General features: G+C 63.2%; 8 protein-coding genes and 1 pseudogene. 2 read left to right on the top strand and 7 right to left on the bottom strand.

Annotated features, from left to right (window positions below; all coding sequences use genetic code 11):
- The 4 genes from VN004_RS09185 to VN004_RS09170 form a co-directional block, all read right to left on the bottom strand.
- On the bottom strand, window positions 1–530 hold a 530-nt coding region (locus VN004_RS09185; protein ID WP_414710261.1), incomplete at its 3' end, for a hypothetical protein.
- Entirely contained in the window at window positions 527–919 is a 393-nt protein-coding gene (locus VN004_RS09180) for a phage holin family protein (RefSeq protein ID WP_325609185.1), read from the bottom strand. The genes VN004_RS09180 and VN004_RS09185, both read right to left, overlap by 4 nt.
- The gene (locus VN004_RS09175) at window positions 912–1397 is read right to left on the bottom strand and encodes a hypothetical protein (RefSeq protein WP_325609183.1); all 486 of its coding nucleotides are present in this window, start codon (window positions 1395–1397) and stop codon (window positions 912–914) included. Before VN004_RS09175 ends, VN004_RS09180 begins: the two co-directional genes overlap by 8 nt.
- 123 nt (window positions 1398–1520) lie before the next feature.
- Window positions 1521–1748 carry a hypothetical protein gene (locus VN004_RS09170; RefSeq protein ID WP_325609181.1) on the bottom strand — a complete coding sequence of 76 codons (228 nt, stop codon included), beginning with the start codon at window positions 1746–1748 and terminating at the stop codon, window positions 1521–1523.
- 450 nt (window positions 1749–2198) lie between these two features.
- On the opposite strand from VN004_RS09170, the gene VN004_RS09165 reads away from it, so the two are divergent.
- On the top strand, window positions 2199–2477 hold the full coding sequence (locus VN004_RS09165) for a hypothetical protein (RefSeq protein WP_325609179.1): 279 nt from the start codon (window positions 2199–2201) through the stop codon (window positions 2475–2477).
- Window positions 2478–2569: 92 nt separating this feature from the next.
- Here VN004_RS09165 and VN004_RS09160 read toward each other — a convergent pair whose 3' ends face one another.
- Window positions 2570–3448, bottom strand: a complete 879-nt coding sequence (locus tag VN004_RS09160) for a DMT family transporter (RefSeq protein WP_325609177.1) — start codon at window positions 3446–3448, stop codon at window positions 2570–2572.
- A gap of 368 nt (window positions 3449–3816) precedes the next feature.
- Here VN004_RS09160 and VN004_RS09155 point away from each other — a divergent pair, with 368 nt between their 5' ends.
- The gene (locus VN004_RS09155) at window positions 3817–5031 is read left to right on the top strand and encodes a thiolase family protein (protein ID WP_325609175.1); all 1215 of its coding nucleotides are present in this window, start codon (window positions 3817–3819) and stop codon (window positions 5029–5031) included.
- Between the two features lie 33 nt (window positions 5032–5064).
- Here the strand turns inward: VN004_RS09155 and VN004_RS09150 are convergent, their stop codons facing one another.
- The gene (locus VN004_RS09150) at window positions 5065–7404 is read right to left on the bottom strand and encodes a xanthine dehydrogenase family protein molybdopterin-binding subunit (RefSeq protein ID WP_325609173.1); all 2340 of its coding nucleotides are present in this window, start codon (window positions 7402–7404) and stop codon (window positions 5065–5067) included.
- A 38-nt stretch (window positions 7405–7442) separates the two neighbouring features.
- Window positions 7443–7619, bottom strand: a pseudogene (locus VN004_RS09145) (xanthine dehydrogenase family protein subunit M); the annotation flags it as partial.

Below are 7619 nucleotides of genomic sequence, written 5' to 3'. Positions count from 1 at the left end.
GTGCGGGCGGCCGCGCCCGCGACGCGGCGCTTCGCCTCGGCAGCGACGTCATAGGCTGCGTCTTCCGCCATTCTCCCGAGCGGTGCGAGGGTCGTCTTCTCAATTTCCGTCGAAGGAAACAGCGCCGCGATCAGTGAGCCCGTGGCGAGGCCGCCCAGCGCGACGGCCATGGGATGGGTTTCCACCATATCTCCGACCGATTTTTGAGCGGTTCGGACGGCCCGGCGAGAGCGATCCGACGCGGCCTGACCGATCTCGGACGCGGCCTTTCCGAGTTCGGACGCCTTGCTGCCAATGGTCTCGGTCACGCTGTCCATGCGCTCGCGAAGATCGCCAGCAGCGTCCGTAAAACGATTGGCAGTTGCTCCGCCGTCGCTCTCGTCGCCCGCGGCCGCCTTTCCGCGGTGCCGACGCTTCTGTGCGGTTTTTGCGGTCTTGTTGCGCATCAGAAGCGCCACGCCGGCACCGAGCAGGAGCAGACCTTCCGGATTGCGCCGCAGGCTTTGCGCTATTCGTTCGATGGCATTCATGAGAGCGTTTCCTTGACCACCGCGATATCGCGGCTGATTTGATTGACGGTGCGATGCGGAAGTGATGAACGCGCCATGGCGGAGCGCCCGGCAAGAAAAGCGGCAAGAGCGATGAGTGCGAGCGCGCCCGTCACGATCAGGCAAGCCCAATGCGCAGCAAGGCCAGTCGCAATCAGTGCGAACACGATCGTCTGGCAGAGCAGGAGCAGGGTGATCAGGCCAAACACGCCGCTGACAGCAAAGAAGGCCGCCGCCTTCGCATGACCCGCAGCGGCTGATGCGATTTCGGTCTTGGCGAGCTGGATTTCCTGCCGCAGGAGCAGAGACACATCATCGAACAAGCCGGACAGGGCTCGCACTAGCGCTGAGGATTGCAGCGTATCAAGCATCCTCAAGCTCCTCGGCTTCCTCACTCAGCCCATCCGCTGCGGATATGCCGCGAGCGGAGCGAATCGAGCGATAGGCGAGGAAGCCGGCGAGCGCGGCGAGGCCAAACACGAGCGCGGGCTGACGGCGCGTAAAGCCCGAGACCTGATCCCAGACCTCTTCGGCATTCATCGCGCCCGCGGCGTCAGCGTATGTGTCGAGCCGATCGGCGGCCGCAGAAACGGCGCTGGCCAATCCAGGAGCATTGGGTTCGAGGCTTTGGGCGGCGCTTCGTGCCGCCTGTGCAGCATATCCCACATAGGCTGCGCCGTTTTCGACCTGCTGATCGAGCAATTGCCAGGCGTCGCGTTGAATTGACGTCGCGGCATATTTGGCGGTTTCCGTAGCGCGCGCGGTCAGTCCCTCGCTCGCATCGTTCTCGCTTGCATCGTTGATGTTGGTGCGGCCCTTTCGGCGGGCGCGCGCGCGATGATCGCTCATGAAAGCTCCTCCATTGTTCCCAGAACCAAGATTTGCTGTCTTTGTTCCCGCCGGTCCGGCGGACGTATTCGGACGCTTCGCAACACCAGCGCAGCCAGGAGGTGGTGGCTGCGACGAAGGAAATTAGGCCGCTTCGTCCTTATGAAACGTGCTCGCGCGACCCGTGGATAACGAAGCGTCCTTCTCCGCCAGAAGCGATACGTCTTTCGGAGAACCTGTGGCGGGATTTGGATCGGGCTGCTTCAGGACCGGCTTTGTCGATGCGAGCTTGGTCGCCTCAGCATGTCGGTAGGTCAGTAAGATCTTCTCAGCCTGCTCCTCGACCCCGGCGCCGGAGCGCAGCAGGTTCAAGAACCTAGAAATCTCAACAGTCATACATTTCAAATGCTTATGTCCAAAAGGAGTTCCGGGACTCTTCTCTCTCGGAGTGACTATTCCACGTTTTACAACCTGCTCGTCCGTCTGCGCGGCTACATCCGCGTCATTTGACGCAGGTCGATGCAATTTCCCAAAAGCGCCTCATCTGAAAGAGCGCATAAAAAGAAGGTCCGGCGCGGTGGCCGGACCTTCTCCTGTACCTATTATCGGTCCGGGCTTCCCCGGTGCCGCTAGGTGGCCTCAAGCGCGCTGTCGCGCTTCAAACCTTTGGTCGCCTAACCCTGAGCCTGGAGCCTTTGTTCCCGAGTTGGCGCGTCGCTTCCTGACCGCATCCAACAAAGCCTGGAACTGTTGCGTGTGCCCCTCGTTGGCTTCGGTAAGGATGGAGCGTCCATACGCGTCAGCCCCCAAGGAGGTTCATCAATGATCCGCAAGATCGCGCTTGTCAGCGCCGCCACGCTTTTTTCCGCCTCGATCGCTCTGGCTCAATCCAGCGCTCCGTCCTCGACCGCAGGCGGGGCACAGGGCACCTCGAAGTCCGGCCAGTTCGAAAAGCAGACCGGCGCCAAGCCATCCGGTCGCGTTCATGCGCCGAAGGGAACCACCGGCGCGGCACCCAGAGGGCATAGTTCGCCGGATTCGACCGCTGGCGGCGCGGTGGGCACAACCAAGGGGACCGGCAACGTCCCTGGCAGCCGCTAATCTGCGCTTGGAGACGCAAAAAGCCCCAGCCTCGGCTGGGGCTTTTTTGTTGCGCGCGTGAATGCCGGGCGTATGCGCGATTTGGCGGCAATTCAGGATTGCGTGCCGGCCTCAGCGGCTTCGAACAGGACGATGGCGCCGATCATCACGCCGGCGCCGATCCATTGCGTGGGCTGCAGGCGTTCGCCCAGGATCGCGGCGCCGAACAATATGCTGAGCAGCGGCTCGATATTGCTCATCATGGTTGCGCGCACGGCGCTGAGGTAGCGAAACGCCGCGAAGAACGTCAGGAGTCCAACGGCAATTCCGGCGCCGGCGCCAATGATGCCGAGCCACCCGATGGTGTTGACCGGCAATGCCCACGCCCCGAGGCCCGTGGTAATGACGGCGAAAGCAAGGCTCGATGTCGCCGTGACATAAAGGTTCACCTGTGTGCTCGTCGCGTATCGCTGGGCGCGCGCACCGGTCAGGATGGCGCCGCAGATCGTGATCGCGGCAAGTGCGGCGAGCGCGATACCCCTCATCTGCAGCGTCTCGATGGCGGGCGCGAGCGCAAGCGCAAGACCGGAAAAGGCGGCGAGCGCCAGAATAAGCTTCCGGATCGTCAGCCGGTCACCGCCGCGCCAGTGAACGATGATCGCGATCATGATCGGATGAGTGAAGAAAATCAGGATCGCGACACTCACCGGGATATACGAAATCGAACCCACGAGGCCATAGACCATCGCTGCGGTGAAGGCGCTGCACAACATGCACCATCGCAGCGCCGTTTTCCCGATCCGGAATTGCTGCCGGAATGCGACCAGCAGAAGGCCGAGCAACAGGGCGCCGACCGCGCCGCGTAATGTGACAACCGTGAGCGTGTTGCTTCCGTTGTTCAGTGCAAGCTTCGCCGCCGTCGGGCCGATGGCGAAGGCAGTGCCTGAGATGAGGATCAGTAGAATGCCGATATGGCGACCATTCGCCGTCATGAAAAAAGGATGTCCCGAAGCTGATCGATGTTCGACGCGCGTGATTTACAAGCGCGTGAGGCCGCGGCCGCCTGGTTTTGCAGGGTCGTGACGGGCCATCCTGATCTGTCGCATTCCCGGAACACTCGCACGAATCGCCCTGCGGGCCGTATGCCCGCAGCTTAACCGATCCCGTCTCTCCATGCAGAACGGGGACCCGCTCAGTCACCGGCTCGGCGCGAAGCCTTGCCGTGCAGGACCGGGGGCTTGCGCCGTCTCGGTGTCTTCTGGAACATACTCTGATTTAGACAGGGCCTTTCGGCCCTCGTCGCCGTGAAATAGCCGGCACGAAAAGTCGGTCAATATTGAACAGGGAAACGGTACCAGCCATGTCCGATCTTTCTGAGCTGCGCATTCCCTATGGCGCTTATTGGTCGACGCCGTTCTCGCGCTGGCAAATGAGCTTGTCCGACCTTCACAGCATGAAACTCGCAGCGGTCACCGGGGCGAAGGTCGCCAAGGACAAGGGCTGGCCGCTGGAGACCCTCGATCATGCGGTGCTTGGTATGACCGTGCCGCAGGAAAAGTCGTTCTGGGGCACGCCCTGGGTGATGACCATGATGGGCGCTCCGTTCGTGACCGGGCCGACGATCTCGCAGGCCTGCGCGACGTCTGCGCGTGCGCTCTCGGCCGCCGCCGGAGACATCGCAGCGGGCGATGCGAGCGCTTCGCTGGTCGTGACCTGCGATCGCACGTCGAATTCCCCTGTCGTTGTGCATCCCAATCCGCGGGCGCCGAGCGGCGCTCCGAGTGTCGAGAACTGGATGCTGGACAATTTCAATGACGAGCCGACCGGGCATTTCGCCATGGTCGACACGGCGGAGAACTGCGCCCGCGACTGGCAGATTTCCACGCAGGAGCAGCACGATCTCGCCGCGTGGCGCTACGAGCAATACCGCGATGCGCTGAAGGACGACGCCGCCTTCCTGAAGCGGTTCATGACGCTGCCCTTTGCCGTGCCGGACCCGCGCTTCAAGAAGGAAACCGGCACGCTGACCGGCGACGAAGGCATTCACGACACCACGCTGGAAGGCCTGACGAAGCTGAAGCCGGTGCGGGAGGGCGGCACCGTCACCTTTGGCGGGCAAACTCATCCCGCCGACGGCAATGCCGGAATGATCGTGACGCACAAGGATCGCGTGGCGGACTATACCCGCGAGCCCGGCATCGAGATCCGCATTCTGGGCTTCGGCCAGGCGCGCGAGCGGCACGCCTATATGCCGGCTGCGCCGGTCAAGGCGGCGCGGCGGGCACTCGACGCCGCCGGCTTAACGATCGATCAGATCGATGTCTTCAAGTCGCACAACCCGTTCATCGTCAATGACATCGTGTTCTCGCGCGAGACCGGCGTCGATGCGAGGAAGATGAACAATTTCGGTTGTTCGCTGGTCTTTGGCCATCCGCAGGGACCGACGGGATTGCGGTTGATCATCGAAATGATCGAGGAACTGGCAATGCGCGGCGGCGGCAACGGGCTGTTCCACGGCTGTGCCGCAGGCGACACCGCAATGGCGGTCGTCCTCGCGGTCCGCGACACGCGGTAGGGCGACCTCCTGATTGCCCGCCGGTGCGTGCTCTCAGAGCAGCTTGTCGAGCGTGATCGGCAGGTTTCGCACCCGTTTTCCGGTCGCGTGATGTACCGCGTTGGCAATCGCCGCCGCCACGCCGACGATGCCGATTTCGCCGACGCCCTTGCTGCCGAGCGGATTGATGATGTCGTCGGGCTCTTCGACGAAGATCACGTCGATGTCGTAGACATCGGCATTCACCGGCACATGATATTCGGCGATGTTGGCGTTGGTGACACGCCCGAAGCGATGATCGATCAGCGTCTCCTCGTGCAGCGCCATGCCGATGCCCCAGATCAGGCTGCCCATGATCTGGCTGTGCGCGGTCTTGGTGTTGATGATGCGGCCGGCCGCGACGGCTGAGACGAGGCGCGTCACCCTGATCACGCCCAGTTCCTCGTCAACCTTGACTTCGGCGAATACCGCCGCATGTGTATTGCGGGCGTGCTTTTCGTCCTTCTCGAATTCGTTGTGCCGCTCGATCTCGATGCGCGGCATCCCGCTTTTCTGCATGACCTCGGCAATCGACACGGCGCGGCCGGGATCGCGTTTGCTGACGATCTTGCCATCCCGCAGCTCGACATCGCCGGGCTTGGCGTCAGCGAGCGGTGAGCCCGGTATGGATTGCGCCAGTCCGAGCAGGCGGCCACGCAGTTCGGCGCCTGCCTTGAGGATGGCCGTCCCGATCGATACTGCAGTCCACGACCCGCCGGACACTGGCGACATTGGAAGGGACGAGTCGCCCAGCTTGACGGCGATATTGTCGATCGGCAGCCCGAGCACGTCCGCGGCGACCTGCGCCATGATGGTGTAGGTGCCGGTGCCGATATCGTGCGTGGCGCAGGCGACCTCGGCGTGGCCATTGGCGGTCAGCACGAGCCGCACGGCAAATGGCATCTGCAGCGCTTCCCACACGCCGGTCGCCATGCCCCAGCCGACGAGTTCCTTCCCGTCGCGCATCGAGCGCGGCTGCGGATTGCGCTTGCTCCAGCCAAAGGCTTCGGCAGCGCGGCTGTAGCACGCGCGCAGCTGCTTGCTGGTATAGGGCAGGTTTTCAGCCTGGTCGGTGTCGGAATAGTTGAGCAACCGAAGCTGGACCGGGTCGAGCTTGAGCGCGATGGCAAGTTCGTCCATGGCGGATTCCAGCGCATAGACGCCGGTCGCGGCGCCCGGAGCGCGCATGTCGCCGGGGGTGGGGAGGTCGAGCCGCGCCAGACGGTGCGCGTAATCGACGTTCTGGCATGCATAAAGCTGATCGGCCCATCCGATATCGTTGCGAAGGAAATCCTCGTATTGCGAGGTCATGGCGATCGCTTCATGCGTGATCGCCTGAAGCTTGCCGTCCTTTCCGGCGCCGAGCGCTACACGCTCGATCGTTTCGGGCCGGAAACTCAGGCCGTACATCTGCTCCCTTGTCAGATAAAGGCGCACCGAGCGCTTTACCGCGCGGGCAGCGAGCACCGCGAGCGCGACGTTGTATTGGGGACGCAAGCCCGCGCCGAACCCGCCGCCCATGTAATGCGACACGACCCGCACATCGTCAGGTTTCATGTCGAAGACATGAGCGATGTAGCGCTGGACGTTCTGCACGCCTTGCGTCTTGTCGTAGACGGTGATTGTCCCATCGTCATGCCACTCCACCGTGGTGCCGAACAATTCCATCGGGTTGTGATGTTCGACCGGGATGGTGTACTCGGCCTCGTGCCGGATATCGGCCTTGGACAAGGCATCGCGCGCGTTGCCGCGCGGTTTGGACGGCCTCTCCTTCTTGACCGCGGCGCCGCGCGCCTTGTGGAGGTCGGTATTGTGCTCGGCGGCCTCGTAATTCACGCGCACCAATGATGCGGCAAATCGCGCCGTGTCCGAATCGCTGGCGATCACCAGCGCAATCGGCTGCCCGTTGAACCGGATCGTTGCGTCGTAAAGCGGCCGGAACGGCTTGCCGTCCTCCGGCGCAACGTCGTCGTTATAGGCCTCGTCGCTGTCCGCCATGCGCGGCCGGTTCTCATGGGTCAGAACCGAAATCACGCCCTCGACGGCGAGGGCCTGCGCGGTGTCGATCGCCGTGATGCGACCTTTCGTGATGCTGGAGGTCACGACCTGCGCATGGACGAGCCCCGACGGTTCGAATTCCGCGGCATATTTGGCAGTACCGGTGACTTTGGCGCGCCCATCGATCCGCGGCGTGCCCGCGCCGATATAGGGTTGATGCGGGTCGGCCGAAGGAAGCGCACCGCCTGCTCTTTCCTGTTGCGCGTGCTGCGCGGACGCTGCGCCTGCAACGGCAAGCGTGCCGAGCGCGGTGGCGCCTTGCACGAGACTGCGGCGATCGATGTCGGGGGTCATCATCATCGGTTTCCTTGTGCGGTCCGGGCGCGGCGCGCGGTTCAGGCGATCTTCTTGTCGGATTGCGATTGTGGCGTTCCGTTGCTGGCCTGGGTCAGCGTGCGGACGATGGCGCGACGGGCGAGTTCGACCTTGAAAGCGTTATGCTCCTGCGGTCTCGCGCCCTCCAATGCGATGTCTGCCGCACGCCGAAACACGGCCGCGCCCGGCGTCTGACC

This window comes from Pseudorhodoplanes sp., assembly GCF_035565855.1.
GTDB lineage: Bacteria > Pseudomonadota > Alphaproteobacteria > Rhizobiales > Xanthobacteraceae > Pseudorhodoplanes.
The sequence above is the reverse complement of the archived record's forward strand: the minus strand, read 5'-3'. Positions and strand labels throughout refer to the sequence as shown.